At 38.8% G+C, this 24,700-nt stretch carries 25 protein-coding genes; 11 read left to right on the forward strand and 14 right to left on the reverse strand.

The annotated features are described in order from the left end of the window. Positions 1-4: 4 nt before the first annotated feature. From mnmH to MHH51_RS04935, 6 genes are all read right to left on the reverse strand, one after another. Entirely contained in the window at positions 5-1,057 is a 1,053-nt protein-coding gene (gene mnmH, locus MHH51_RS04910; protein WP_339284789.1) for a tRNA 2-selenouridine(34) synthase MnmH, read from the reverse strand. A 23-nt stretch (positions 1,058-1,080) separates the two neighbouring features. After that, positions 1,081-2,133 carry a selenide, water dikinase SelD gene (selD, locus tag MHH51_RS04915; protein ID WP_147211259.1) on the reverse strand — a complete coding sequence of 351 codons (1,053 nt, stop codon included), beginning with the start codon at positions 2,131-2,133 and terminating at the stop codon, positions 1,081-1,083. 147 nt (positions 2,134-2,280) lie between these two features. After that, positions 2,281-3,309, reverse strand: a complete 1,029-nt coding sequence (locus MHH51_RS04920) for a D-alanyl-D-alanine carboxypeptidase family protein (protein WP_156985668.1) — start codon at positions 3,307-3,309, stop codon at positions 2,281-2,283. A gap of 249 nt (positions 3,310-3,558) precedes the next feature. Further along, positions 3,559-4,788, reverse strand: coding sequence for a peptidase T (gene pepT / locus MHH51_RS04925; protein ID WP_147211257.1), 1,230 nt, complete (start codon positions 4,786-4,788; stop codon positions 3,559-3,561). A gap of 156 nt (positions 4,789-4,944) precedes the next feature. Then, positions 4,945-5,277 carry a Fic family protein gene (locus MHH51_RS04930; protein WP_339286256.1) on the reverse strand — a complete coding sequence of 111 codons (333 nt, stop codon included), beginning with the start codon at positions 5,275-5,277 and terminating at the stop codon, positions 4,945-4,947. Between the two features lie 44 nt (positions 5,278-5,321). Then, positions 5,322-5,633 carry a hypothetical protein gene (locus MHH51_RS04935; RefSeq protein WP_339284793.1) on the reverse strand — a complete coding sequence of 104 codons (312 nt, stop codon included), beginning with the start codon at positions 5,631-5,633 and terminating at the stop codon, positions 5,322-5,324. 223 nt (positions 5,634-5,856) lie between these two features. Here MHH51_RS04935 and MHH51_RS04940 point away from each other — a divergent pair, with 223 nt between their 5' ends. From MHH51_RS04940 to MHH51_RS04950, 3 genes are all read left to right on the forward strand, one after another. Continuing rightward, positions 5,857-6,699, forward strand: coding sequence for a sulfurtransferase (locus tag MHH51_RS04940; RefSeq protein WP_339284795.1), 843 nt, complete (start codon positions 5,857-5,859; stop codon positions 6,697-6,699). Next, positions 6,692-7,258, forward strand: a complete 567-nt coding sequence (locus tag MHH51_RS04945) for a DNA-3-methyladenine glycosylase I (RefSeq protein ID WP_339284797.1) — start codon at positions 6,692-6,694, stop codon at positions 7,256-7,258. Before MHH51_RS04940 ends, MHH51_RS04945 begins: the two co-directional genes overlap by 8 nt. Positions 7,259-7,429: 171 nt before the next feature. After that, positions 7,430-8,254, forward strand: a complete 825-nt coding sequence (locus MHH51_RS04950; protein ID WP_339284799.1) for an aldo/keto reductase — start codon at positions 7,430-7,432, stop codon at positions 8,252-8,254. Positions 8,255-8,512: 258 nt separating this feature from the next. Here the strand turns inward: MHH51_RS04950 and MHH51_RS04955 are convergent, their stop codons facing one another. Beyond that, positions 8,513-9,055 (reverse strand): HD domain-containing protein, encoded by a 543-nt coding sequence (locus MHH51_RS04955; RefSeq protein ID WP_147211251.1) that lies wholly within the window; start codon positions 9,053-9,055, stop codon positions 8,513-8,515. A gap of 216 nt (positions 9,056-9,271) precedes the next feature. Between MHH51_RS04955 and fni the strand changes: the two genes are divergently transcribed. The 8 genes from fni (at position 9,272) to MHH51_RS04995 (ending at position 17,990) form a co-directional block, all read left to right on the forward strand. Next, positions 9,272-10,321 (forward strand): type 2 isopentenyl-diphosphate Delta-isomerase, encoded by a 1,050-nt coding sequence (gene fni, locus MHH51_RS04960; RefSeq protein WP_339284801.1) that lies wholly within the window; start codon positions 9,272-9,274, stop codon positions 10,319-10,321. 454 nt (positions 10,322-10,775) lie between these two features. Next, positions 10,776-11,225, forward strand: coding sequence for a DUF2188 domain-containing protein (locus tag MHH51_RS04965; protein WP_339284803.1), 450 nt, complete (start codon positions 10,776-10,778; stop codon positions 11,223-11,225). 124 nt (positions 11,226-11,349) lie between these two features. Next, positions 11,350-12,066, forward strand: coding sequence for a DsbA family oxidoreductase (locus tag MHH51_RS04970; RefSeq protein ID WP_339284804.1), 717 nt, complete (start codon positions 11,350-11,352; stop codon positions 12,064-12,066). Positions 12,067-12,483: 417 nt separating this feature from the next. Further along, positions 12,484-13,254 carry an ATP-binding cassette domain-containing protein gene (locus MHH51_RS04975; protein WP_147211247.1) on the forward strand — a complete coding sequence of 257 codons (771 nt, stop codon included), beginning with the start codon at positions 12,484-12,486 and terminating at the stop codon, positions 13,252-13,254. 480 nt (positions 13,255-13,734) lie between these two features. Then, positions 13,735-14,790: a siderophore ABC transporter substrate-binding protein gene (locus tag MHH51_RS04980; RefSeq protein ID WP_339284807.1), complete on the forward strand. Its 1,056-nt coding sequence runs from the start codon at positions 13,735-13,737 to the stop codon at positions 14,788-14,790. A gap of 44 nt (positions 14,791-14,834) precedes the next feature. After that, positions 14,835-15,824, forward strand: coding sequence for an iron chelate uptake ABC transporter family permease subunit (locus MHH51_RS04985; RefSeq protein WP_147211288.1), 990 nt, complete (start codon positions 14,835-14,837; stop codon positions 15,822-15,824). A gap of 34 nt (positions 15,825-15,858) precedes the next feature. Beyond that, positions 15,859-16,884: an iron chelate uptake ABC transporter family permease subunit gene (locus MHH51_RS04990; RefSeq protein WP_147211287.1), complete on the forward strand. Its 1,026-nt coding sequence runs from the start codon at positions 15,859-15,861 to the stop codon at positions 16,882-16,884. A gap of 359 nt (positions 16,885-17,243) precedes the next feature. Continuing rightward, positions 17,244-17,990, forward strand: coding sequence for a SurA N-terminal domain-containing protein (locus tag MHH51_RS04995; protein WP_147211244.1), 747 nt, complete (start codon positions 17,244-17,246; stop codon positions 17,988-17,990). A gap of 65 nt (positions 17,991-18,055) precedes the next feature. On the opposite strand, the gene MHH51_RS05000 is transcribed toward MHH51_RS04995, so the two are convergent. The 7 genes from MHH51_RS05000 to hisH all read right to left on the reverse strand — a co-directional run bounded on the left by MHH51_RS05000 (position 18,056) and on the right by hisH (position 24,685). Next, complete coding sequence (locus tag MHH51_RS05000) at positions 18,056-19,276, reverse strand: Nramp family divalent metal transporter (protein ID WP_339284808.1); 1,221 nt, start codon at positions 19,274-19,276, stop codon at positions 18,056-18,058. A 170-nt stretch (positions 19,277-19,446) separates the two neighbouring features. Then, positions 19,447-20,385, reverse strand: coding sequence for an agmatinase family protein (locus MHH51_RS05005; RefSeq protein WP_147211241.1), 939 nt, complete (start codon positions 20,383-20,385; stop codon positions 19,447-19,449). 538 nt (positions 20,386-20,923) lie between these two features. Next, entirely contained in the window at positions 20,924-21,982 is a 1,059-nt protein-coding gene (gene hisC, locus MHH51_RS05010; RefSeq protein ID WP_339284809.1) for a histidinol-phosphate transaminase, read from the reverse strand. Further along, the gene (gene hisIE / locus MHH51_RS05015) at positions 21,975-22,607 is read right to left on the reverse strand and encodes a bifunctional phosphoribosyl-AMP cyclohydrolase/phosphoribosyl-ATP diphosphatase HisIE (RefSeq protein WP_246145178.1); all 633 of its coding nucleotides are present in this window, start codon (positions 22,605-22,607) and stop codon (positions 21,975-21,977) included. Before hisIE ends, hisC begins: the two co-directional genes overlap by 8 nt. After that, positions 22,607-23,368: an imidazole glycerol phosphate synthase subunit HisF gene (gene hisF, locus MHH51_RS05020; RefSeq protein WP_339284811.1), complete on the reverse strand. Its 762-nt coding sequence runs from the start codon at positions 23,366-23,368 to the stop codon at positions 22,607-22,609. Before hisF ends, hisIE begins: the two co-directional genes overlap by 1 nt. Then, a complete protein-coding gene (gene hisA / locus MHH51_RS05025; RefSeq protein WP_147211234.1) occupies positions 23,358-24,080 on the reverse strand; it encodes a 1-(5-phosphoribosyl)-5-[(5-phosphoribosylamino)methylideneamino]imidazole-4-carboxamide isomerase in 723 nt (240 codons plus the stop codon). Before hisA ends, hisF begins: the two co-directional genes overlap by 11 nt. Beyond that, positions 24,077-24,685, reverse strand: a complete 609-nt coding sequence (hisH, locus tag MHH51_RS05030; RefSeq protein WP_147211231.1) for an imidazole glycerol phosphate synthase subunit HisH — start codon at positions 24,683-24,685, stop codon at positions 24,077-24,079. The genes hisA and hisH overlap by 4 nt, the downstream gene beginning before the upstream one ends. Between the last annotated feature and the right edge of the window lie 15 nt (positions 24,686-24,700).

A 24,700-nucleotide genomic window follows, 5' to 3' on the forward strand; every position in this document is an offset into this window, starting at 1 on the left:
CCACTTATAGCTTAATATTTGTATGTTCTTCCTGCCTGATAAAGCTGACAACCGCATTTAGTGCTTCATCAAGATCATTGGCATGGATATGAATTTGTTTATCCCCCGGATAATGATGGAGAGTGTGCTCATATCTTGGATCGTAATAATATTCCAGTAAAAGTGCTATAGCGGACGAGAAATTACCCTGCTCTATGTCATCGGCAATTTGTTTAGCTACAGGTGTGTGAATATGCTTTTGAATTCTTTGAAAAGCTTCTATTACTTGCGCTTGATGTTCTTCAGGATTGTATTCACGCAATATATTTTGAATTCTTTTTTCCAAAGGCAAATGGATAAACAGCTGCATACTTGCTTCTTTTTCTTCATGTAAAAATAAAGGCAGTGTTGCCTTGCCAATACGCTTACTTTCTCCTTCGAGCAGAATAAAAGGCATTTGATTATAGCGTTCCATTTCCTGAACCAGTAAAGATTCAAAGGTTTTTTGATTATTCGGATTCAATCCGATTTGACCGAATATAGAGCCCCGATGCTTTGCCATCCCTTCTAAATCAAGGACAGGATAACCCAGTTGTTTTAACCGGTGTAACAAAATAGTTTTACCAGAGCCTGTATAGCCATTTAGCACGTACATTTTTGGAGAGAACTGCTTCTGCTCTAATTTGTTTACCACCCATTTTCTGTATGAGCGGATACCCCCATTCAATCTGGAAATCTGCTGTCCCATTAAATCGACTACTGTTGCCGCAGTTTTACTCCGCATCCCGCCGCGCCAGCAGTAGACAACCTTTTCTTTTCCAAGTGATTGAAACTCGGCAATAAACTGCGGCAGCTTTGCAGAAAAAATCTCTAGCCCTTTCTCCTTCGCCGCTTCTGGACTGATTTGTTTATAAATGGTGCCTACCTCTGCACGCTCTTCATTATTAAAGACAGGAATGTTTATGCTTCCCGGAATATGGAATTCAGCAAATTCCTGTGGAGAACGCACATCAACTAATGCAATGGAGCCTTCCTTTTGCCTCTTCAATAAATCATGTAACTCAATATCCTGAAACATATCTTCACGTCCTAACAAACGAATTATTCTTCCACAGTTATATGACCATTATTCCCATCTGCGACGCTGCCAATAATTGCAGCTTCAATGTTTTTATCACGAAGATCTGCAAGTAATTTTTCAGCATCTGCTTGTTTTACAGCTGCTAATAAACCTCCTGAGGTTACCGCATCACATAATATCCATTGATCAATTTGATTCAGCGGTTCCGCAAAAGTAACATCTTCTTTTAAGTAATTAAAATTATTCTTCGTACCGCCTGGTACAGCTCCGTTTTCAGCAAGCTCCTTCACTCTTGGCAAAACAGGCACCTGTTGATTCGAAATCCGGATTTCGGCATTGCTTCCTTTTGCCATTTCAGAGGCATGTCCAAGTAAACCAAATCCGGTAACATCCGTACAGGCATGTACTTCATAGTTATCCATCGTTTCTGCAGCCGTTTTATTCAGCGTCGCCATTACCTGTGTGACACGTTCTATTTCTGCTTCGTTTACCAGGCCTCTTTTAATAGATGTGGTCAGAATTCCAACGCCGATTGGTTTGGTTAAAATAAGAACATCACCTGGCTGTGCACCACTGTTTGTGCGAATTTTATCTGGATGGATTGTTCCGGTAACAGACAATCCAAATTTGGGTTCTTTATCATCGATGGAATGACCGCCGACCAAGGCTACGCCAGCTTCTTTCAGCTTGCTGTCTGCACCTTCTAAGATGCGGGAAAGAATCTGTTTATCTAAATCAGCAATTGGAAAAGCGACAATATTTAAAGCTGTAATCGGCTTTCCTCCCATTGCGTAGACATCACTGATTGCATTGGCAGCAGCAATTTGCCCAAAGGAGTAAGGGTCATCTACAATCGGTGTGAAGAAGTCGAGTGTCTGAACAATCGCCGTGTCATCATTTAATTTATAGACACCTGCATCATCACTGGTATCCAGACCAACTAATAAATTAGGGTTATCTGTTGCAGGAGAAAGGGACTGTAAAACCTGTCGTAAATCTGCCGGCCCGATTTTACAGCCGCATCCACCTTTGGAGGATAAAGCGGTTAGTTTAATAGACTCATTATTATTCATATGATCAACCCTTCTTAATTTAATTTTCAATATCAATTTTAACATATCTCCCGGAGAGGAAAGCCTTGTGGAGATTCTATATAAGTTTTACAGTATAAGAAAATACGCTGGAATGTACAAATATTCCACCGCATTTTCTCCATAAATCTATTTATCAAATTGCTCTATATACTCTTCGAAAGTAATGCCTTTTTCAGTTACATATTTTGCCGTTTTTTCGCCTACATAACGAACATGCCAAGGCTCATATTGATACCCGGTGATATCTTCTTTGCCTTCAGGGAATCGGATAATAAAACCAAATTCCGGTGCATTTTCAGCAAGCCATTTACCTTCCTCTGTTTCACCAAACTCTGTTACTAATTCTAAATTTACTTCTGCACTGGTTACATCCATAGCAAGCCCGGTCTGATGCTCGCTTTCCCCGGGACGTGCGCTGAATGTGTTTGCGTAATCCTCACCATGCTGCGAGGCATTGGCTGAAAATACCTCCACTTGCCGGTCATAAGAACGGTATCCGGATTGGGCAAACAATTCCAGCCCGGCATCTTCAGCAGCATCAAATAAATCTTCAAGTGCATGTGCTGCATTTTCGCGCATGTATTTTTTAGGTAAGTCCTCTGTGAAAGGGAATGGCACATCTGGCACCATCAAGTCTTCCGGGATATAATTCTCAGGAAGTGCAAAGCTTTTGTTTACCAATGCTAATTCATCATATGGGTTGCCGACAACTTCTGTCCCAGCTTCTGTAACTTCCGGTTCCTCAGGGGGATGAGCTAAACCCTCTCCAGGTTCAATATTTTTATCTTCCTTAAAATAAGACAGTAATTCTTCTTTCGTTGCTTCATCATAAATGCCTGAAATAGAAGCATTTTCAGATTGTATCTGGAAGTCTGTAACAGCCCAGGTAAGCTCTTCATCGTAAAAATCAGATAGCTCTAAATCATAGCCGATTTGGTTTAAAGCCGCTTTTAACAGCTGTACATTCTCGTCCTGGTCAAACTTCTGCAGATAGGCATCAGGAGGAGTTGTCTCTTCTTTGACATATGATTCTGCTTGCGTGATAAGCTGTTTAAAAGCTTTCGAATCTGTATTTTCTTTAAGGGATTCATGAGATGGACAGGTGATAAGCATTAAGCAGACGGCCGGGAAGATAATCCAGCTAAGTAATTGCATTGAGAAATCTCCTTACTTTAAATAAAGTTTTATAAACTGATAATTTATGTTTTTAACAGTGTTTTGTAGAATAAATTTACCACAGTATGAGTGTTCGTAAACCTCCAGCCAATAGAAGTTTTATTTTATATTTAGTATATGTAATTTTAGCGTAGAAAGAAAGTGAGAAAGAGATAATTTTTAATGGAAAAACCTGATAAAATCAACGAGCTGATTTTATCAGGTTTCTTTGGCAGGGAAAAGTGCATATTATTTTTCAGCTGCAAACAAACGGCTGATTTCCACAATTACTTTCGCTGCTTTTTCCATATTATTTATAGAAATATATTCAAACTTGCCATGGAAGTTCTCGCCTCCAGTAAACAGGTTTGGAGTCGGCAGTCCCATAAACGAGATTTGTGAGCCGTCAGTACCTCCGCGGACAGGCTGGATAACTGGTTCGATATCAAGATTTTTCATCGCTTGACCGGCAATATCCACAATATGCTTTACAGGCTCAATTTTTTCACGCATATTGTAATATTGATCATTCATTTCTAATTGAACTGACTCCTCGCCATATCCGCTTTTTATCTCTTCCACATACTGTGTAAGTGTTTGTTTACGGGCTTCGAACTTATCCCGGTCATGGTCCCGGATGATATAGTATACGGTTGTTTTTTCCACATCTCCTTCTACAGAGATCAGGTGATAGAAGCCTTCGTATTCTTCTGTGTGCTCCGGGGATTCTTCATCAGGAAATTTGCAAATAAATTGTGCAGCCATTTTGCCGGCGTTTACCATTTTATTTTTTGCTGTTCCCGGGTGTACGCTATTTCCATAAAAAGTTACTCTGGCAGCTGCCGCGTTAAAGCTTTCAAACTGCAGCTCGCCTAATGGTCCGCCGTCTACGGTATAGGCATAGTCACAGCCAAAGCGTTCTACATCAAATTTATGCGGACCGCGGCCGATTTCTTCATCTGGTGTAAAAGCAACACGAATTTTTCCATGCTTGATTTCCGGATGATTTATCAAGTATTCCACTGCAGTCATAATTTCAGCAATACCCGCCTTGTCATCTGCACCAAGCAAAGTTGTTCCATCCGTAACCATCAATTGATGTCCTAGATAATTTGAAAGCTCTGGAAATTTATCCGGGGAAAGAATTACTTGTAAAGCTTCATTCAATACAATGTCCCCGCCTTCATAATTGATTACTTTTGGCGATACGCCTTTTCCGGTAAAGTCTGTTGCGGTATCGACATGTGCCAGGAATCCGATCGCTGGAATATCCTTATCTGTGTTAGCCGGAAGCGTAGCCATTAAATAACCATTTTCATCATAGGATACTTCTTCCAGTCCAACCTCCTTCAGTTCCTTTTCCAACAGTTTAATTAAATCCCATTGTCCCGGTGTAGAAGGCGTTGTTTCCGAGTTCATGTCCGATTGGGTATCTATTTTTGCATAGGTTTCCAGACGTTTGATTAGTTTTTCCTTCATTAAAAAGACTCCTTCTAAGTAAATTTTATTTCGTTAAAGTAGTTTTGACGTGAAAATGAATGCAATGCTCATTCCACGTTTCTTTGTATAGTTTACCATAGTCTAAATAAAAATCTGTATTGGAATATTTTTTAATGATTTCAAAAATTCCCTTATTTATAGATCATTGGATTGCCTGTTTTCAAAAGCTTTAATTCTTTCCTTTTCTTTTGTCACCTTCTCCTCTGCAAAACCACTAAATTCTTTTATATCCTGGTTTGCTAAGAATCTTGTATAGACTGCTTTTTCTTTTCCTTTGATAATAAGAGGCGGTAAATTATTTTTTAAAAGCAAATAAGTCATCATTAATCGGTCTATCCGCCCATTTCCATCAGCAAAGGGATGAATACGTTCGAATTCAATATGACTCTCACAAATCACTGTAATCATTTCTTTTTGCGTCTTGGCTAATTCAAGCCTGAAATTTGTATTATCGACCCATTGCTTCATCAATAAAGGAGTATCAGCAGGGGAAGCTGTATCAAAATCAACGGCTAAAATAGCATTATATTGTGATTTAAACTTCCCTTTTCATGATGAAGTTTATCCATCAATATTTCATGCATCTTTAGCAATGTATTAATTGAAAATTTTTCTTCAAGTATATTGGCAGACAGTACATATTCCATAGCATATTGGTGGTTATCAATTTCATAAAATTCTCTTAATGAAACATTATTAGGGATAACGCTGTGTACAATGATAGATACTGTTTCTGGTAATGTAATGGTGTTATTTTCTATTGCATTGGAATAATGAGACATTCTTACAAGCAGATCTGCTATATATTTGTCAGGTAACATCAATGGAATAGCCCCTTCGTATATCAAATAAAGCATATTTTCAAAAACAGCTAAAGCATAACTCAACTTATAAAGGAAATTTAAAAAATCCTCACATGATAAGTGTCGAAGTAATGAGATTCTTACTTTTAACTTGGCTTTCTTTGAATACGTACTTATCCGATTTCTGTTAAAATAAACAAGAAATGATATGATTAGTAAAAATAGAATTTGGGAGGGTATGATTTTGAAAAACATCATTAGCGTAGAAAGATTGAAGCATCGCTTAACGCAAAATAATATTGTTATTGTTGATGTGCGGTTTGATTTAATGGATGATGATGCTGGACGGAAGGCTTATTTACGAGGCCATTTACCCGGTGCTGTCTATATGGATCTAAATAGAGATTTGTCTGGCAAGGCGGGGAAGCATGGCGGAAATCACCCTTTACCCGAATGGGAGCTGTTTGCACATAAACTTGGGAAACTAGGTATCTCAAACGATACAACGGTTGTGATATATGACCAGGGAAACGATATGTTTGCACCGCGTTTTTGGTGGCTGCTTGACTACTTAGGTCACGAGAAGGTGTATATTCTGGACGGCGGTTTAGACCGCTGGGTAGAAGAGGGGGGAGAGCTTACCACAGAAGTTCCGAATCTTCAGCCTAAAACCTTTCAGAGAAATGAGAAGAAAAATCGCTATGTTGATATGGAAGAAGTAAAGGAGAAGCTGACCTCTCCTGGGACAACAGTTATTGATTCGAGGGCAAGCGCCAGATATTTAGGAGATGAAGAGCCGATGTATTCCCGTGCGGGTCATATTCCAGGAGCAGTGAACTATTTTTGGAAGGGTGTTTTAAAAGAAGATGGCACCTGGAAAAATGAGAAGCAGCTGCAGGAGCATTTTTCTCAGTTGAATAAAGACGATGAGATTATTGTTTCCTGCGGGTCTGGTGTTTCGGCATGTCCGAATATCCTTGCGCTGGATAGTGTCGGATTTACTAATGTGAAGCTGTATCCAGGCAGCTTCAGTGACTGGATTTCTTATGAAAAAAATGAAGTAACTGTTGGTGAAGAGGATGAGTAAGGAACGCTGTGCCTGGGTGAGTGAGGAGCCTATTTATATTGCTTATCATGATGAAGAATGGGGAACTCCGGTCTTCGGCGACGACCGCTATCTATTTGAAATGCTGACCCTGGAAGGTGCGCAGGCGGGATTAAGCTGGATTACAATTCTAAAACGCCGGGAAAATTACCGCCGGGCTTTTGATAACTTTGAAGTAGATGTGATCGCTGCTTATTCAGATGAGAAAGTAGAAGCATTGATGCAGGATGAGGGAATTATCCGCAACAGACGAAAAATTGAATCTGTAATAAAAAATGCGAAGGCGTTCCAACAGGTTCAGGAAGAGTACGGCTCGTTCGATCAATATATATGGGGATTCGTCGATAGAAAGCCTATTGTAAATCAGTGGAAAAAGCATGAAGATGTGCCTGCTCAGACAGACTTGTCAAAGCAAATAAGCAAGGATTTGAAAAAGAGAGGGTTTTCCTTTGTCGGGCCGGTAATCTGTTACTCATTTATGCAGGCAACCGGCATGGTAAATGACCATACGACAAATTGTTTTTTAAGTGGTAAAAAATAATTTCACAGCTTGCGGATTTTCCATGCAATGAGGATATTCTTTAATAGTACTAAGCACTTTTCTTTGTTTTGTCTGTCTATTATTGTAAAATCAAAATGAATTACTTGAAAAAGACACAATCTAATAGTACCAAACAGAAATAAAATTACTTGCAGGAGGAGATTTGAGAATATGAAATACGTGACACTTAATAATGGATTGGAAATGCCGCAGCTTGGTTTTGGAGTCTGGAAAGTAGAAAATCAAGAAGCGATTCCTGCTGTGGAGCATGCGTTAAAGTCTGGATACCGTTCGATCGATACAGCGAAGGTTTATGGAAATGAAGAAGGCGTTGGACAAGCAATTGCAAATAGCGGTGTAGCACGTGAAGAAATCTTCCTTACAACCAAAGTATGGAATGCAGACCATGGTTATGATGAAACCTTAAAAGCATTTGATGCAAGCTTAAAAAGACTTGGAACTGATTATGTAGATTTATATCTGATTCACTGGCCGACTCCGGAATATGACCAGTATATTGATACGTACAAAGCTTTGGAGAAAATATACAAGGATGGCAAGGCAAAAGCTATAGGTGTATGCAACTTTGAAGTGGAGCATTTACAACGCTTATTAGATGAATGTGAAGTTGTTCCTGCTGTGAACCAGGTGGAATGCCACCCATATCTTCAGCAAAAAGAATTGCGTGCATTTTGTAAAGAAAAAGGCATTCATGTAGAAGCTTACAGCCCGCTTATGAACGGCAGAGATGTTTTGGAGGATGAAGCTCTTAAGCAAATTGCTGAAGCAAAAGGGAAAACAATTGCGCAAGTGATTCTTCGCTGGCACCTGCAATCGGATTTGATTGTGATACCAAAATCAGTAACACCTTCTCGGATTGAAGAAAATCTGGACGTATTTGATTTTGAGTTAAGTGAAGAAGAACTGAAAACAATTGACGGTCTGGATCGCAATGTCCGAAGCGGAACACATCCAAATGAAATGAACAAACGCTAATCTCGAACGTTATATCTTAAAGAGTAAGAAAGTATAAAATGCTGAGGATAGCCGCTCCAACGGTTTTCATGGGGTGAGTAATCTTAGGCCCCAGAAATACACTACGCTTCCCGTGGGCCCCGAGCTTATCTCCTCGAAAAAAAGTGCTCTTCTTTCGAGGAGGCTGAGGCGTTGCCCGCGGAAAGCGACTTCCCGTAGCGGACATCTCCTTGGCAAGAACACCTTCTCGCTAAGTAAAAGCGAGAAGGTGTTTTCTAATCATTTGAAAAAACGCTTTACAGCCTGTTCAAACTCTTTAAAATAAGGAGGAATTTCATGAGGGGATAAGTGAGCATACATTTGTTTAGCGATTTCTTCATTATACCATTTTTGCTGACTATATCCGGCATTGAAGTTCTTCCAAATGTCATCACCAATCTCTTTATGCTCTTTCTCCAGTTCTAAGAGGTTATCCAGTTTATCCGCAATAATCAGATATTTCACTTCTTTTGGAGCATTCTTCAAATGGTCCACAGTTGCCTTTTTCCTCTCCCACCAGGATTTTGATTTATCCTCTGTATGTGAAGCAACAAGGTCCGCGACCTCTTTCCCAAATTGCTGTTCAATATCTTCAATACTGACTTTGGTATCCTCTACAACATCATGTAAATATCCTGCGCTGATTAAAGCATCTGAACAGCCTTCCTTTTCTAAGCGTTCTCCAACACGAATAGGGTGGGTGATGTATGGCTCACTTGAATTTTTACGTACTTGCCCTTGATGAGCTTTTGTGGCAAAAGCTTTTGCGTGGTTTCTTTTCATTATTTCCTCCCAAAAACATAAATAAGTAGTATTATTATAACAGAAAACACGTGTATAATCTGAATATTATATGATAAAGTGCCTGAAATAAGAGCTGTTTAGAAATCTTTATATTTATTTTGTCAATATGCTGGACTAACGTCATTTATCTTTCATTTATTTCACGAAACAAGTACACTAGATATAGTACTAAATTGAGATAAGCGAGGGACATTTATGGAAAAAGGAATTAACCAACGTAAAACAGAACATATCCGTCTTTGCCTTGAGGGAGAGGTAGAAGGTGTTAATAAATCAACTGGGCTGGAAGGAATTCATTTTCTCCATAATGCTTTGCCGGAGATTGACTTTGCCGAAATTTCACTTGCAACGTCATTCTTAAACAAAGCTTTACAGGCGCCATTTCTTGTCAGTTCCATGACAGGCGGTTCAGAGCTGGCGACAACCATCAATCAAAATTTAGCTTTGGCTGCGGAACAAAAAGGATGGGCTTTAGCAGTCGGTTCAACAAGGGCGTTTCTAGAAAGTGATCAGCATAAAGAATCCTTCCTTATCCGTCAACAGGCTCCAACTGTGCCGTTAATTGTGAATATTGGAGCTGTTCAATTAAATTATGGCTACGGAGCAGAAGAATGTCAGCGTATTATAGATAAAACGGAGGCTGATTCTATTGTACTGCATTTAAATTCATTGCAGGAAGCAGTACAGGATGGCGGCGATTTAAATTTTAAAGATTTACTGCCAAAGATTGAACAGGTCTGTAAGCAGGTAAATGCACCGGTCGGCGTGAAAGAAGTTGGCTTTGGAATTGATGGAGAGGCAGCGGAAAGGCTTTATGATGCAGGAATATCCTATATCGATGTTGCCGGAGCCGGAGGAACATCTTGGAGTCAGGTTGAGAAGTTACGTTCTAAGGACCCATTGAAGAAAGCAGCTGCAGAAGCATTTAATAACTGGGGGAATCCAACGAAGGATTGTCTGGTGTCTGTACGCAGCCAGCTTCCTGATGCTCCGCTTGTTGCTAGCGGCGGTATGAAAACAGGGGTAGATGCTGCAAAGGCAATTACAATTGGTGCAGATGTCATCGGTTATGCAAGACATCTGCTTCAGGCAGCGACAGAATCAGCAGAAGCCGTTGTTCAAACAATGGAGCAATTGGAGTTAGAGCTGAAGATGACTATGTTCGGCATTGGAGCTGTCAATATTGATGAATTGAAAAATACGAAGCGTGTCTCCATTAATGGAAGATCGCTATTAGATACGTAAAGAAGCGTGGGAGTAATCCCGCGTTTTTTTTATAATAGGAAAGTATATAGAAATTGCTTAAGAGTAACCGCTCCAACGGGTTTCATGGGGTGAGTAACCGCAACCCTAGAAATACACTACGCTTTCTGTGGGTCCCGAGCTCATCTCCTCGAAAAAAAGAAGAGCACTTTTTACCTGCGGAGGCATATAGGACGTATGTCAGTTCGGTGCCTGAGACAGGACGTCGCGAACTTAACCGAACTTCCTTTCGTGTTGCGCATTCCCACAGGAGTCTCCGTGTATTTCTTTTGGGACTGCGATTACTCGTCCCATCGAAAACCGTCGCAGTGGACATCTTCTTGGAAAGAACACCAGTATTTTAAAGGCCAAGTGATTTTCTTGGTTTTTCTCATGAGTAAAGATGTTTTATGTAATTAGAAACGGGAAAACTCCATATAAAAAGGAGGAGTTCTTAATGGTCTGGACAATGAATGATTATCCAAGCTCCATGAAAAAACTTGAAAAACCTGTTCGTAAAAAAGCAATTGATATTGCTAATTCTATGCTTGATGACGGCTATCAGGAAGGAAGGGCTATTCCAATAGCTATTGAGCAGGCAAAAGAATGGTATGAAAATGCTGATAAAGAAGAGGTTCGCAGCTATGAAAAAAGCGGAAAGCCAACACAGCGCTCTAAAGAGGGGAAAGAAAAAACAAATAACCCGGAACGTCTGGAAGAGGGAGAAGTGGTCTATAGCCATGATGAAGGATGGGCTATAGCGTCTACAGGCTCCAGTCAGGCAAGTCAAATATTTAATACCAAAGATGAGGCTGTGAAAAGAGCTGCGGAAATCGCCAAAAACAAAGGGACATCCTTGACCATTTACCGGGCAGATGGGGCGATAGAAGATAAAAGAAATTATTGATGTTCTTTCATTATTACCCTGCTGTTTTGAGTGTGAATATACTCATTGACGAGAATGAATGCAGATTACTTTGTTCCCAGGTTTCCTTGTGCTAAAATAAGTGAGGAAATTGAGGTGAACATAAATGAAAGTTGAAATTTGGTCTGACTTTGTATGCCCATTTTGTTATATTGGAAAACGCCGGTTTGAACATGCTTTGAAGAAATTTTTACATCGTGATCAAGTAGCAGTGCAGTTTAGAAGCTATCAGCTTGACCCGACTGCGCAGCATATCCCGGATAAAAACTTTACTGAGACATTTTCTGAGCTGAAGGGTATTCCTTTAGAGCAGGTATCTGTAATGAATAAACAGGTAGCCGATCAAGCTGAAGAAGTTGGTTTAACTTACCATTTTGATACGATGAAGTATAGTAATACCTTTGACGCGCATCGAATTGCTAAGCTGGCTGCTGAAAATAATAAAGAAGCTGAACTGACAGAGCGTTTATTTCAGGCTTATTTCACAGATTCTGAGCTGCTGAGTGATAAAAATACACTGGTCCGCTTAGCAGAAGAAACTGGTTTGAATAAAGAGAATGCAGAAAATGTATTAGACAGCTGTAAATTTCGTAATAAAGTTAATGAAGATATAGATTTAGCAAAACAGCTTGGTGTCCAGGGAGTTCCGTTCTTCGTATTTAATGAAAAATACGCTGTTTCCGGTGCACAGCCGGAAGAGACTTTTACACAAGTACTTGAAAAAGTTTGGCAAGAGGAGCAGGAAAAGCCTGTTTTGCAATCATTAAACCCAAATGAGAATAAAACATCCTATTGTACTGGTGATGGATGTGAGAATAAATAAAGAAGAAACTATTATAAACACCCTTGTAAATTAAAGGGAACTTTCCTTTAATTAGTACCAACGACTATGAATATGACAAAAAATTGAACGAAGATCAGAAAAAACTGCCAATAGGGGCAGTTTTTTTGTTATTCTCTAATTAATATTAATCTTCCATTGACGATGGCTGAAAATTTGATATACTAGGTATTGGTATCTAATTGATAATGAATATCATTATTATTTAGAATGATTGGAATTTGATAATGATTATTATCTGGATGAAGTTTGAATGAATTTTAAAAATAAGGAAGTTTGTTGAATTCATGCAGAGAAAGGCTTTGCATATATGGAAGATTTGGCATCTGGTTACATACTAATGCTTTTTCACTTACTTCTATTTTTTAGTTAATACTTAAAGAAAGCAGGGGCTGCGAGATGATCGAAATTAAAGGATTGACAAAGAGGTTTGGAAGTAAACCTATTATAAAAGATGTATCGGTTCAAATTAAGCCTAACAAAATTACGTCGTTTATTGGACCAAATGGTGCAGGGAAATCAACGTTGCTTTCCATGGTAAGCCGACTGCTTGATGCAGATACTGGAGATGTATTACTTGATAAAAATAATATAAAGAATATGAAATCTAATGAATTTGCCAAGCGTATTGCCATTTTAAGACAATCCAACTTTTTTAACGTAAAATTAACGATTCGGCAATTGGTATCGTTTGGTCGTTATCCTTACTCAAAAGGCCGTCTAAATGCTGAGGATAATCGGATTGTCGATCAGGCAATTGAATATCTGAACTTAACAGATATCCAGCATAAGTTCTTAGATGAGCTGTCCGGAGGTCAAAAGCAACGGGCATTTATTTCTATGGTTATTGCCCAAGACACAGAATATATATTACTGGATGAGCCATTAAATAATCTGGATATGAAGCATTCTGTACAAATCATGAAAATATTACGCAAGCTTGTTGATGAGTTGGGTAAAACAGTTGTAATTGTATTGCATGATATTAACTTTGCTTCTGTTTATTCGGATTACATTGTAGCTTTAAAAGATGGACAGCTAATAAAAGATGGTCCAACACACGAAATTATTAATTCAGAGGCTTTAAACGAAGTCTATGATATGCATATTCCAGTCCATATGCAAAACGGCTGCCGTTTTTGTGTATACTTTGATTCGCATATAAGTTAAATACAGCCAATCGTTCGGGGCATCTAAACGCCAACAAGTCGAGCAGGTAGTTGTTTTCTTATAAATGCGCAGACTGACATGGTTTCTCAATAAACACCTGGGAACTCATCTTCTTTGTGGCAGTTAACTGGCATTGATTAATCTAACTCATGCGTGCTTCTTTCATAAGGAGCACGCATGTCTATGATGTGGGACACGTATTTTCCTGGTCTGTTCATGATAAGACAAGAATAAGAAACGTTTGAATTGGTGATTATTGTATAATATATAAATTTCAAAATACTGTTGACAACGCTTCTTAATTTGATATACTTTAAGCAGACTAATTGAGATTGATTATCATTATCAAAAAAGTTATATGTTTGCAAAAATAGAAATAATAATTAGTATTTAAATCATGCGCTAAAATATAACGCAGATATTAATTTGATCAATTCAATAGTCTAATCATTAATAATACATAAAGGAAGAGGTAGGAGAATGAGAAAAACAAAATTTTTTAAGTCAACATTTATTATAGCAATCTTCGCAATCTTCGCATTGACACTGGCAGCTTGTTCAAATTCAAGTGATGAAAATGAAAATGCTGATGATCAGACAAGCGATTCTGCTGAAACAGATGAAGGAGCAGAGGATTCTGCCGAAGATGCAACTGTAGAAATTACGGATGCTCATGGAACTGTTACAGTACCGGTAAACCCGGAGAATGTAGTTTCTTTAGATAGTAGAACTTTTCAAACGTTATCTGACTGGGGCATTGAATTATCTGCTGCTCCAAGGGATTTAATACCTGAAAATATACCGTATGCAACTGATGAATCAATTGAAAACATAGGAAACCACCGTGAACCAAACCTTGAAATTATCGCAGCGGTAGACCCTGAGCTTGTCATTGTCGGTCAAAGATTTGGTAATTATTATGAAGATATAAAAGAATTAGTGCCAAATGCAGCTGTTATTGATCTTAACTTTGATGTTTCCGAAGAAGCTGACACACCTGGAGAAAATTTAGAAAATGGATTTAAGGACGTTACTAACTCTCTTGGACAAATTTTTGATAAAAATGAGGAAGCTGAACAATTGACAGCTGATTTTGATCAAGCGATTGAAGATGCTAAATCAGCTTATAATGGAACAGATACAATAATGAGTGTTATCGTATCTGGTGGAGACATTAATTTTGCAGCTCCTCATTCCGGTCGTGTTTGGGGCCCACTGTATGATATCTTTGATTGGACGCCGTCATTAGAAATTGATCAGTCTTCTTCAGACCACCAGGGTGATGATATTTCTGTTGAAGCTATTGCAGAAACGGATCCGGATTGGATTTTCGTAATGGATCGTGATGCTGCTGTATCATCTGAAGAGGAGGCAACCCCTGCTCAAGATGTAATTGATAATGCACCTGCTCTTCAAAACACAACTGCTGTTACTGAAGGACAGATAGTTTATGCACCAGCAGACACCTATACAAATGAATCCATACAAACATTTACTAAATTATTTGAAGACCTTGCAAATACTTTAGCTGAATAGTATAGAGGAGTATAACTATAGTGCTAAAAAATACAATACAAAAAATGTTCGGGGCTGGGAGTTCTCAGCCCCTGCATTCTAATCATCAAAAAATATGGACAAAGCCTTTTATATTAGCAGTCATCATTGTTATTATTCTAGGTGTTATTTCCATGCTTGTAGGAGTTTACGACATACGTGGACGAGAAGATGGAATGGATATGTTTTTCATTACTCGTATTCCAAGGACAGCTGCACTAATGCTTACCGGAGCCGCAATGGCGATGTCCGGGCTCGTCATGCAGCTTATTACACAGAATCGTTTAGTTGAACCTACCACAACAGGAACGATTGAATGGGCAGGCTTGGGATTAGTTGTTGTTTATTTATTATCTCCTGCGCCAACTTTATTCCAAAGAATGACCGGAGCAATCATTTTTTCCTTTATAGGAACGATGGTTTTCTTTTTGTTTTTAAGAAGAGTGAAGCTTCGATCGTCTTTAATTGTCCCGATTATCGGGATCATGCTTGGAGCGGTTATTTCTGCAGTTTCCACGTTTGTTGGGCTTGTTTTTCAAATGTCGCAAAGTGTTGAAACTTGGTTTGTAGGCTCTTTTGCATCGATTCAGGTCGGAAGATATGAATATCTATGGCTGATTGTTGCCATTACTTTTCTCATTTTTATCTACGCTAATAGACTGACATTAGCTGGACTAGGGGAGGAAGTTACAAAAAGTCTTGGCGTGAGTTATAATCAGATCGTTCTTATTGGTACTGCGCTTATTGCTGTCGCAGTTGGTATTGTTGCGGCTGTGATTGGAAACTTGCCGTTTTTAGGTTTGATTGTCCCAAATATTGTTTCCATGTTTAGAGGAGATGATCTCAGGAGTAATCTGCCTTGGGTTTGTGTGTCCGGAATGGCTGCCTTGACCGCTGCTGATATCATATCCCGGACAGTTATTATGCCATTTGAGGTACCTGTTTCTTTAATACTTGGAACAGTGGGGGCAGTCGTATTTATTGTTATTTTGTTAAGAAGAAGGAGGCTAGGATAACAAATTGGAATATACTAATGAAAAAAAAGTCAAAATGGATTCCAGCCTTCCTAATAAAGATAAACCTTCTAAAGCTTTCCGTTCCAAAAAGGAGGAAAGACGTTATTGGATATTATTGATAACGCTGATTGGTTTGGGTATTCTTTCTTCATATGGACTTTTAGTTTATAATAATCCAGTTCCAGTAGACTCCCCATCCTTTATCCCAGTTGCTAAAAGAAGAATGGTGGCTATTGTTTCCATGATTATTGCCGCAGTATGTCAAAGCTTGGCGACGGTTGCTTTCCAATCGGTTACAAATAATCGGGTTATAACTCCTTCGCTTTTAGGGTTTGAAGCACTTTATTCCACGATTCATACGAGCACCATGTTTTTCTTTGGTGCCACTGCGTTTATAGGTTATATGGGTACTGGATCATTTTTATTTCAAGTGGCTATTATGGTCGCGATGTGTTTAATCCTTTATGGATGGTTACTTTCTGGAAAGTATGGAAATTTACAGCTTATGCTTTTAGTTGGAATCATTATCGGAACGGGACTAAGATCTTTGTCAACTTTTATGAGAAAACTGCTTGCACCTTCTGAGTTTGATATTTTACAGGCAAAGCTGTTTGGATCTGTCAATAATGCAGATGTAGAATATTTTCCTATTGCAATTCCAATAGTAATCGTTGTAGCATTCCTCCTCTTTGCTTATGCGAAGAAATTAAATGTATTGTCACTCGGGAAAGAGATTTCCAGTTCTTTAGGGGTTAATCATAAGTTTAGTATCATTTATGTTCTTGTATTAGTTTCTATTTTGATGTCAATATCAACAGCTTTAGTTGGTCCGCTGACTTTCTTTGGCTTTTTGGTTGCAACGTTGAGTTATCAGCTGGCGCGAACCTATGATCACAGATATATTTTTCCAATGGCTCTTGCTATCGGATTCTTGATACTAACGGGTGCATATTTTATTATGAACCATATTTTTAACGCTCAAGGCGTCGTTTCAATTATTATTGAAATCGTTGGTGGAGTAACATTCTTAATTATAATCTTAAAGAGGAAGACTTTATGATAATTCAAGTTTATCAATATTTTTATATCCTCAAAACTGTTAAAAGTCATGTGTGATTGCTTTCAACAGTTTTGAGGATATTTTTTGTTTTCTGTCTTATGAAATTAACAACATGGAGCCCTTATCTCCCTAAAGTAAAAGAAAATACCTCGAAAGAACCGTTTAAATAATTAATGGAGCTTCAAAGGATGTATTTCATAATTTAATTTTAAGTCATGAGTTTTTTGTTTATGAAAGTGGGGAAGGATATATGGAAGGTCATGTTATCTGTTAAAAATAAATTGCTCGAAAACTTGAAACAAGATAACCATGTATGATTGAATGGAACATGACAAATTTTTAAAGTGAGGGATGTTTAAATGAAGAAATTTACATTAACGATAATGATGATTATAACCATGCTATTAGCAGCATGTGGAAACGATGATAACAATGCAGAAAAAAAGGAAGGAGATCAGCAGCAAGAAAACGCTGGAGAACAACAAGAAGGCGCCCCAGAGCAACAAGAGCAGGCAACACCGGAATTTGAAGATGATGAGTTTCTTGACGAAAAAGAACCTGTTGTTTCTGTAAATGGAGAAGAAGTTCAAGGGGATGCTTATAATAGAGCCTATCCTTTGGTTAAATCAGTAATGTTCCAATCAGGACAAGATGTAGAAGATACAGAGGCATTGCAGGATGAGACAATTCAATTCCTGGTAGAGCAGGAGCTTATTATGCAGGAAGCAACTGAAGCTGGTGTGGAAGTGACAGATGAAGAAGTTCAAACAGAGTTAGATGCAATGAAAGAAGCGGGTGAAGAACAATTTCAAACCACGCTCGATCAATTACATTTAAGCGAAGAACAGTATGCAGAACAATTAGAGTTTGACCTTGCAACCGCAAAATATATGGAAAATGAATTTGATATGGAAGTGACAGATGAAGAAGTTGAAGAGATGTATGATCAAATGGCAGAGCAGGCTGGTGATCAAGAGATAGGAGAGCTGAATGACGAAACCAGAGCTCAGCTTGAAGGAATGATTGTACAGAATAAACAACGGGAGCAATATGCAGAAAAAGTAAATGAACTGAAAGAATCTGCAGAAATTGAAGAGTTAATTTAATTAGAAGATGCAAAAAATCCAGTCATGCTAGCATGACTGGATTTTTTTAGCATCATTTTAATGGTTTATAAAAAGCTGTTAATTGCATCTACTAAGCTGTAAATACCAAGAAATGCTACTACAGCAGTAACCAACCATCCGATAATATTTAACCAGAGGGCATTAACGTACTTACCCATTGTATTTTTCTTATTAACAACAACCATAATCAAAATTGCAATAAGCGGCAGGATTAAACCATTTAATGCTTGTGCGATAAGCAGCACTTCCAGTGGTTCAAATCCAAGTCCTGAAGTGATGATACCGAAAATAATGACTAAAGCAAAGACGATTTTATATTTTTTATTGGAGAAGCCGCCTTCCCATCTCATAAAGCTGCTGACAGTAACAGCTGCTCCCATTGGGGAGGCGATAGCTGAAGAAAAACCGGCAGCGAATAAACCAACACTGACAAATATTGGGGCTAAATCTCCCATTAAAGGCTGTAATGGAGCTGCAAGCTCAACGATACTTGTCACCTCAGTGCCATGAATTAATGCACCAGCTGTGATTAGAATCGCAGCTGTAATAATACCACCGACAGTAATGGAAACAATAGTATCCCAACGCACTGCTTTTAAGTCATTAACGCTGTTCCATTTTTCTCCAACTGTTGAAGCGTGAATGAAGAAGTTATAAGGAACAACAGTAGTCCCGATTAAAGCAATAACGACTAGTATGGAGCCTTGTGGGATTGTCGGAATAAAAGCTCCTTTTAATACACCAAGAACGTCTGAAGTAGCCACAAACATCGTTGTGATAAAGGTAAGACTCATAATACCGATAAAGACAATCATCAGTTTTTCCATGAATTTGTAGCCGCCGGCGATACCGAGAATCAGGATAATTACACCAACAATTGGTGCTACATAGTTTTCAGGAATTCCAGTTAAATACGAAACACCTAGGGACGTCCCGATTAAATCACCACTTATGTATGCAGCACATCCTACACAGACAGCTATTAAAACAATCCATACTGTTGCAAATTTCAGAATTTGATTTTGAAATAGTTCCCTGATATTTTCTCCTAATCCCTGCTTTGTTACTATTCCTATTCTTGCAACCATCTCCTGTAGGATAATCGTGGCTACAATGGCAAAGATAACGGACCATAATAAAGCAAACCCAAATCCTGCTCCCGCCCGTGTTGCAGTTGTTACAGTACCTGGTCCGATAAAAGAAGCGGTAATGATTGCACCCGGTCCGATGGCTTTAAACTTTTCAACAAATTTTGACTGAGCCAAGTAAACTCCTCCTTTGTTTGTAATTAATAAGGAGAGTTCCCTTATTATTTATTCAGTAAACCGGAAAGTATAAAGCTTTCCGGTTTACTGAAATCCAACGTTTTTCGAGGGCAAGTAATTGCAGCCCCGGTTAAAGTATGTCTTTAAAAGCATAGAAAACGCCAAGTTTTCTATGCATGTCCGCCATGAACATGTCCTGCCAGCACATACAACACTGCTGTGGATACAAAGTGTGATGAATTTTGATTGAAATCCTGCTGAGGATACACTTCCACAAAATCCATTCCACAGAGTCCTCGTTTACCGAATTCATAAATCATTGTAAGAAGCTCATAGGAAGTCAATCCATTGCCGTCAACCGGTCCGCCTGGATTGAATGCAAAATCAAGTACATCACTGCAAATAGTCAGATAGACAACATCTACATCTTTAGAAGCCATTTCGTATATTTCATTAGCATATTTCTTTAAATCTTTTTGCTCCCGGATGTCATTAATCGTTATTGTTACAGCACCGGCATCTTTAGCATGCTTTCCTGTTTCCGGCTTGTTTCTCGGACCTTTAATACCAGTGTGAATTAAGCTTTCATTACGTACTCCTTCTGTTTCATATAAGCGCATAAAAGGAGTACTTCTTGCAAACTTATCTCCATCATGATGCGGCATATTGTCATAGTGAGAATCAAGATGAATAATACCGACTTTCTTACCGATATTAGTCAGACCTTTGACAATAGGGTAAGTCACACCATGGTCTCCGCCAAGTCCTACAAGAAATTTCCCGCTCTTCCACAAGTTTTCTGCAAACTCTTCAATTCGGTTCATTGTTTCCGGAACATCATGAGGGACGATGCTGACATCACCGACATCACCTAAGCTTAAATGATCCTCTACATTAATATGGTTTAATTCCGGCAGATATGTGCTGTATCTGGCAGAAGCCAGTCTAATTTGTTTCGGACCAAGCTCGCAGCCTGTATAATCCCCCCATGTACAAGCACCTTCCCATGGCACGCCATAAATTAATACATCTGTATCATAGTCCTTTGTACTTGTCAGATTTTTTGCGCCAAGTAGCGGCGGTGTATTACCGTAAATATTTGAGTTCATTATGATCCTCCTCATCTAGTATGTTTACGAACTCTTCCTAGTGGAATTCTCAGATAAATAATCTTCTTTATGATTCATTCATTATCCACCATGAAATCTTGTTTATTTCTGCTTTCCTGTAAGAGAATCTATTCTATAATTCAATTACATAAAAATCAGAAAAAAGATAATTCTGTTTTTGACAGAAAAATCTTCTATAGCTAACTCCTAAATAATAATTGAAATAATAGATTCATGTCAAGAAATCTAACATAATAAATCGGCTGATTTTAAATTATATGAGATAGAGTAGTTACAGAGTGAAAATGTAGATATGTTCTAATTTTATACTGCTAAAACCGGGACTTTTTCATTGATTTAGTAGTATGACCGTATTCAAAAAAGTGAGTATGGTCATAGTTTTATTATAGTTATTGCGAAAATTTATACAACTTTTTTATGAATTTTTTCTATATAAAAGTAGTGTTTCGTATAGAAAGCTGTTAGAAAATTAATATCTAACAGCTTTCTGCTAATCTATTTAGTTGGATCAGATAAATTACTTTTTAATAATTCTATCGATTGCATCTAGAAGCTTACTCATCTGTTCTTGCGTTCCAATTGAAATCCGCACATAGTTTTCCAGCTTTGGCTGGTTAAAATAACGGATAAGGAAGCCTTCCTGCTTCAATTGAGTAAAGAGTTTCTCTGCCTCCATATCAGAGGGAGAAGCAAGGACAAAATTGGTTTGAGAAGGGAGAACATAGAAATTCCTTTTCTCCAATTCCTGACGAAAATACTCTCTTACTGCAATAATTTCCTGCTTTGTTTTTTCAAAATAAGCTGTATCCTTAAACGCCTCTATTGCTCCAACGATAGCTAACCGATCCATCGTATAGGAGTTAAAGGAATCCTTTGCCCGGTTTAACCCTTCAATCAGATCTGGATGACCCAAGGCTAATCCGACACGTAATCCGGCAAGGGAACGGGATTTGGATAAGGTTTGTACAACAAGCAGATTTGGATAGCTGTCAATCAGCGAAACAGCGGAAGCTTCTGCAAAATCGACATAAGCTTCATCAATAATAACCACTTGATCCGGATTATTTTTTAAGATTTCTTCAATTGCCTCTATCTTTACATAAAGGCTGCTCGGGGCGTTTGGGTTAGGAAAAATAACTCCGCCTTCAGATTGAAAGAAGGCTTCGACAGGCAGACTGAAATCGTCCTCTAAAGCAACTTCTTCCACATCCAGCTGATAAAGCTTTGCAAAAGCCGGGTAGAAGCTATAGGTGATATCTGGATATTTTATTGTTTTTCCAGGTTCAAAAAATGTCATAAAACTGAAGGCAAGCACTTCATCAGATCCGTTACCGACAAAGACCTGCTCCTTTTTCAAGCTAAAGCAGCTGCCGATTTCCTCTCTAAGCTCATCCACGGTAGGGGAAGGGTAAAGCTGTAATTTTACAGACTCTTCTTGAATAGCTTTCAGCACTTTAGGAGATGGCGGAAAGGGATTCTCATTTGTATTTAATTTGATAATGGCAGGGTCATCTAATTGTTCTCCAGGAACATAAGGCTCCAGCTGTTTAATTAATGGATTCCAGAATTTACTCACGATGCTGTCCCTCTTTTTCAATATGACGCTCATTTAGTATTTGTTTAATGTCTTTGGTAGTAACACCTTGGTTTTCCATTAAGACAAGCGAGTGATATAATAAATCAGCTAATTCATTTGTTAATTCCTCTTTATCATTGTTTTTTGCGCCGATAACTACCTCTGTTGATTCTTCCCCGATTTTTTTCAGGATTTTATCCAGCCCTTTATTGAACAGGTAAGTAGTATAAGCACCTTCCTGCGGATTTTCTTTGCGGTCTTTAATCTTGCCGGTAAGCTCATGAATCATAGAGAATAAAGGCTTCTCGTTTTCTAATAATGTATTTTCGAAGCAGGTGGTTGTACCTTTATGGCAGGCTGGACCTAATGGCTGAACCTGGACTACTAAAGCATCCTGATCACAATCAACCTTTATTTTTTTTACCAGCTGTTTATTACCGGAGGTTTCTCCTTTATTCCACAGTTCCTTGCGGCTGCGGGAATAAAACCATGTTTCACCGGTTTCTAATGTTTTTACTAAAGAAACCTCATTCATGTAGGCTAAGGTCAGCACTTCTCCAGTTGTATAGTCTTGAATGATAGCCGGGATCAGTCCATTTTCATCATACTTTATTGAAATTTCCATTATGCTCTCCTCCTCATTGGAATTCCTTGTGAGGATAAATATTCTTTTAATTCCGGAATTGGAATCTCCTCGTAATGAAAGACGGATGCGGCGAGTGCTGCATCAATTCCTTCTGTGAAAACTTTTGAAAAATGTTCATATTTACCTGCACCACCGCTGGCGATAACAGGGATATTTACTACATCTGCAATTTTCTTTGTCAATTCAATTTGATAGCCGTTTTTCTCACCATCAGAATCCATGGCATTTACAACAAGCTCGCCCGCTCCAAGTGCTTCTCCTTGTTTTGCCCATTCAATTGCATCCATTCCGGTGTCTTTTCTTCCGCCATTAATAAATACATGAAAGTCACCATCTGCTGTTTTTTTTGCATCAATCGAAAGAACAATGCATTGACTCCCGAACTTGTCGGAGGATTCTTTAATTAATTCTGGACGCTGTACGGCAGCACTATTCACGGATACTTTATCGGCGCCTGCGTGAAGAACACTGTGAATATCTTCTATTGTGCGAATACCGCCGCCGACCATAAATGGTATTGCGATTTCACGGGCAACCTGTTCTACGACATCTAAGAAGATATTCCGTTCTTCATTGGAGGCTGTAATATCATAAAATACAAGCTCATCTGCACCTTCCCGGTTATAGCGTGCAGCCAATTCGACCGGATTAGCAACATCTTTGATATCTTGAAATTTCTTTCCTTTTACAACACGTCCCTTATCCACATCAAGGCAGGGGATAATTCGTTTAGCGAGCATGATTATCCTCCTTTACAACATCCTCCAGCTGGATGGTTCCGTCATACAGCGCTTTTCCAATAATAGCTCCATAAAGGCCGAGCGACTGAAGATTAACAACATCCTCTTTACGGGAAACACCGCCAGAGGCAATAATATTCATACTGGTAGCTTTCTGCATTGCTTTTAATTCTTCGAGATTTGGTCCGCGCAGCATGCCATCCTTTAAAATATCTGTATATACAATCGTTTCTAAACCGGCTTCCTCTAATTTCTTAGCAAGGTCAGCTGCTTTTGTATCGCTGTTTTTTGTCCAGCCATCGGTTGCAACATAGCCATTACGCGCATCGAGAGACACAGCAATCTTATCACCGTATAACCTGATTGCTTCTGTAAGCATATCCCAATCTGTGATGGCTGAGGTACCGAGGATAACCCTTGCAGCACCGCCTTTTACATATTCTTTAATAATATCCAAAGAACGGATGCCGCCACCGACTTCTACAGGGATTGATAAAGCTTGAATGGTTTCTAAAATGACTTCTTTATTTTTGGCATCACCAGTTTTAGCACCGTCTAAATCAACCATATGAAGGAAAGCCCCGCCAGCCTCCTGCCATTTTTTTGCTGTTTCTACAGGGGAGTTGTTATAAGTAGTCTGCTGATTATAATCCCCTTGTTTTAAACGTACACAGTTTCCGTCCTTTACATCAATTGCTGGAAAAATAATCATGAAATCGACTCCTCATAATTTTTCAATAATGCAATCCCGACATCACCGCTTTTTTCCGGATGAAATTGCATGCCTGTTATATTTTTATTCTGTACAATAGCTGGTACGCGTCCACCATAATCTGCGCTTGCAACAAGTGTATTCTCCTCCAGACCATCCACTGCATAGGAGTGGACAAAATAAACATATGGTTCATCACCAAGATTATTTAACAAGGCACGGGCCTGATCTGCCTGCTGGAGAATATTCCAGCCCATATGTGGGACCTTTACTTTGTCAGAAATACGTTTAGCAGAACCGGACAGGAGACCAAGGCCATGGCAGCCTCCATTTTCTTCACTGTATTCATAGAAAAGCTGCATGCCGAGACAGATTCCTAAAATCGGTTTGCCATTTGCAGCTTCATCTTTCAGAATAGTATCCAGCTGATAGCGTTGTAATGCTTCCATCGCATCCTTGAAGGCGCCGACACCGGGAAGAATAATGGAATCGGCCTGATTAATTTCTTCCGGATCCATTGTCAGCTTGGAGGTTTTCCCTAATTTATCTAATGCAAACTGCAGGCTTTTGATATTTCCTGCACCGTAATCAATAATGGCAATCATATGCTAGGCTCCTTA

Source organism: Oceanobacillus sp. FSL K6-3682 (genome assembly GCF_037976165.1).
Taxonomy (GTDB): domain Bacteria; phylum Bacillota; class Bacilli; order Bacillales; family Amphibacillaceae; genus Oceanobacillus; species Oceanobacillus sojae.

Coding starts and splice junctions, on each gene's coding strand:
- mnmH (WP_339284789.1), bottom strand. CDS start 1,057: ATGTTTCAGGATATTGAGTTACATGATTTATTGAAGAGGCAAAAGGAA.
- selD (WP_147211259.1), bottom strand. CDS start 2,133: ATGAATAATAATGAGTCTATTAAACTAACCGCTTTATCCTCCAAAGGT.
- MHH51_RS04920 (WP_156985668.1), bottom strand. CDS start 3,309: ATGCAATTACTTAGCTGGATTATCTTCCCGGCCGTCTGCTTAATGCTT.
- pepT (WP_147211257.1), bottom strand. CDS start 4,788: ATGAAGGAAAAACTAATCAAACGTCTGGAAACCTATGCAAAAATAGAT.
- MHH51_RS04930 (WP_339286256.1), bottom strand. CDS start 5,277: ATGAAGCAATGGGTCGATAATACAAATTTCAGGCTTGAATTAGCCAAG.
- MHH51_RS04945 (WP_339284797.1), top strand. CDS start 6,692: ATGAGTAAGGAACGCTGTGCCTGGGTGAGTGAGGAGCCTATTTATATT.
- MHH51_RS04950 (WP_339284799.1), top strand. CDS start 7,430: ATGAAATACGTGACACTTAATAATGGATTGGAAATGCCGCAGCTTGGT.
- MHH51_RS04955 (WP_147211251.1), bottom strand. CDS start 9,055: ATGAAAAGAAACCACGCAAAAGCTTTTGCCACAAAAGCTCATCAAGGG.
- fni (WP_339284801.1), top strand. CDS start 9,272: ATGGAAAAAGGAATTAACCAACGTAAAACAGAACATATCCGTCTTTGC.
- MHH51_RS04965 (WP_339284803.1), top strand. CDS start 10,776: ATGGTCTGGACAATGAATGATTATCCAAGCTCCATGAAAAAACTTGAA.
- MHH51_RS04970 (WP_339284804.1), top strand. CDS start 11,350: ATGAAAGTTGAAATTTGGTCTGACTTTGTATGCCCATTTTGTTATATT.
- MHH51_RS04975 (WP_147211247.1), top strand. CDS start 12,484: ATGATCGAAATTAAAGGATTGACAAAGAGGTTTGGAAGTAAACCTATT.
- MHH51_RS04980 (WP_339284807.1), top strand. CDS start 13,735: ATGAGAAAAACAAAATTTTTTAAGTCAACATTTATTATAGCAATCTTC.
- MHH51_RS04985 (WP_147211288.1), top strand. CDS start 14,835: ATGTTCGGGGCTGGGAGTTCTCAGCCCCTGCATTCTAATCATCAAAAA.
- MHH51_RS04990 (WP_147211287.1), top strand. CDS start 15,859: ATGGATTCCAGCCTTCCTAATAAAGATAAACCTTCTAAAGCTTTCCGT.
- MHH51_RS04995 (WP_147211244.1), top strand. CDS start 17,244: ATGAAGAAATTTACATTAACGATAATGATGATTATAACCATGCTATTA.
- MHH51_RS05005 (WP_147211241.1), bottom strand. CDS start 20,385: ATGAACTCAAATATTTACGGTAATACACCGCCGCTACTTGGCGCAAAA.
- hisIE (WP_246145178.1), bottom strand. CDS start 22,607: ATGGAAATTTCAATAAAGTATGATGAAAATGGACTGATCCCGGCTATC.
- hisF (WP_339284811.1), bottom strand. CDS start 23,368: ATGCTCGCTAAACGAATTATCCCCTGCCTTGATGTGGATAAGGGACGT.
- hisA (WP_147211234.1), bottom strand. CDS start 24,080: ATGATTATTTTTCCAGCAATTGATGTAAAGGACGGAAACTGTGTACGT.
- hisH (WP_147211231.1), bottom strand. CDS start 24,685: ATGATTGCCATTATTGATTACGGTGCAGGAAATATCAAAAGCCTGCAG.